This is a genomic window from Mesorhizobium sp. M7A.F.Ca.US.002.01.1.1 (assembly GCF_004022955.1).
Lineage (GTDB): Bacteria > Pseudomonadota > Alphaproteobacteria > Rhizobiales > Rhizobiaceae > Mesorhizobium > Mesorhizobium ciceri.
Genome location: NZ_RZQE01000801.1, coordinates 1 through 1,676 on the forward strand (window position 1 = coordinate 1; position 1,676 = coordinate 1,676).

Annotated in this window: 4 protein-coding genes; 2 read left to right on the forward strand and 2 right to left on the reverse strand. The window is 62.1% G+C overall.

The annotated features are described in order from the left end of the window. Together EN932_RS38580 and EN932_RS35580 are read left to right on the forward strand one after the other, a co-directional pair. Positions 1-222: hypothetical protein (locus EN932_RS38580; RefSeq protein ID WP_206619024.1), on the forward strand; the 222-nt coding region annotated here is incomplete at its 5' end. 84 nt (positions 223-306) lie between these two features. Continuing rightward, positions 307-495, forward strand: a complete 189-nt coding sequence (locus EN932_RS35580; RefSeq protein ID WP_013532653.1) for a hypothetical protein — start codon at positions 307-309, stop codon at positions 493-495. 139 nt (positions 496-634) lie between these two features. On the opposite strand, the gene EN932_RS35585 is transcribed toward EN932_RS35580, so the two are convergent. Together EN932_RS35585 and EN932_RS35590 are read right to left on the reverse strand one after the other, a co-directional pair. Then, positions 635-1,204 (reverse strand): DUF1254 domain-containing protein, encoded by a 570-nt coding sequence (locus tag EN932_RS35585; protein ID WP_127370118.1) that lies wholly within the window; start codon positions 1,202-1,204, stop codon positions 635-637. Continuing rightward, a partial coding sequence (locus EN932_RS35590; protein WP_128369496.1) for a DUF1214 domain-containing protein occupies positions 1,197-1,676 on the reverse strand: 480 nt, incomplete at its 5' end. The genes EN932_RS35585 and EN932_RS35590, both read right to left, overlap by 8 nt.

Genomic DNA, 1,676 nt, shown 5'->3' on the forward strand with positions numbered 1-1,676 from the left:
ATCTCGCGGCGTGAAGGGCGGGTGAGCGAGCAGAACGCCGACACTGCGGCGCGGAACAGCCTTTCGGCCTTTCCCGAGTCTTTTCTTACCGCGATTTGCCTGAAGTCCGAAGATGACACGAAGGATACGCCCGTACTCGTCACAAGCTTGGCGCGCTCGACCGGGACTGTGCCGGTTTTGCGAGCGCCAAGAACAAAGATCAAGTTAGCGACGATCCGTTAGCGTTCCGTTAACCCTCTGCCGGCCTTAATGACATTTGGAGGCGTTGCGTTGTGCTCCGGGGAAACCGAGAGGAATGCGCGAACCATGGGCATGGTACTGTCTTTCGTGCCGCGTACGGCACCAAACACCAGAGCAAAGCAAACCGCCGAAATGCCGGCGGCGGTGATCATCTTTCCCGGCATCCGCTATGAGCGGTCGCATGCCGGCGAAGTGCGGCCGGTCGATCCCGACAAGACGGGGTCGCCAGGGACGAAGCCGGTCCCGCACCACTGAGTTTCGGCGGCCACGGACCTTTGGTCCGGGATCATGTCTAGTGCATGTCGCCCAAAAGTGACCTCGGTTTTGGAGAACGACATGCATGAAAACAAAGACCTAAAGCGGGTCGTCTGAATCCGTTCAGACGCGACACGCTCTAGAAGTCCTGCAACTCACAGGAACTCTGTTCGAAGAAGCGCGACACGATCGGCTTCCAGCTGTCATCGGGGACGAAGGCACGGATGACGAAGATGCCTTCCTCGATCGGCGCTTCGACGAAGATCGCCCCCTGAAGATCCTCTGGAAGGTCCTTGCGCACGTCGATCATCTGCGCCGGGGTCAGCACCACGGCATCCAGAACGCCGCCGGTCGCTGTGTGGTCGTTGAAGGAATAGATGTTGTGGCCGCTGCGGTCATAGACCGACACCGACCAGAACGGGACATGTCCAGGTGCCTTGACGCGGACCAAACCTTCGCCCAGGTCGAACCGGCAGGCCGTCGCATAAAACAGCGGATCGACGGATTTCACCACGGGCGCGCCACCGGCCTCGGCATCGAGCCGCGTCATCTTGTAGAGGTCCGACGCCATTGACAGCCGCGACCAGGCATCGCGCTCGGAAAACTCAGGCACCAGCAGCAGCACGGCGATGTGCACGATGCCGGCACCGAGCAAGCCGAGCAGGACGGCATGCAGAAGTCCGCGCGTCGCAGCGTAAAAACTACGCATTGCAGCCGACCTTGACGATCCGCGGCAGCGAGACGTCCGACAGGCCCGTGCTGCTGGCGATTGGCGTGTCGTAGAAGGTCAGCACGAAATACATCCTGCCGAAGCCGTCTGTCAGCAGCCAATTGCCGGGCATCGGGTGATGGCCGGCGGAAATGATCACCGAATTGTCGGGCTGGCGCACCACCCCGTAGGATTGCAGCGCCGCCAGCCGGGATTTGCCGGTCTCGACCACGCTGAGCGACTGGTCGGCGGCGTAGAGCGTCCAGAACCGCGCCGTCGGAAATCCGCCCTCGATGGTGTAGGTGCATTCGCGCTTGAGCTCGGCGCCGCCCGTGTCTCGCTCGGCGACGAAGGACAGCCCCTCGGCACGGCCGAGTGCAAGCACGCCCTCGCGCGCCACGCGAGCCTTGGAATAAGGATCGGCGGACGGCGTGCCGATATCGGGAAAGGCTGTCCATTGACCGATCCGGAT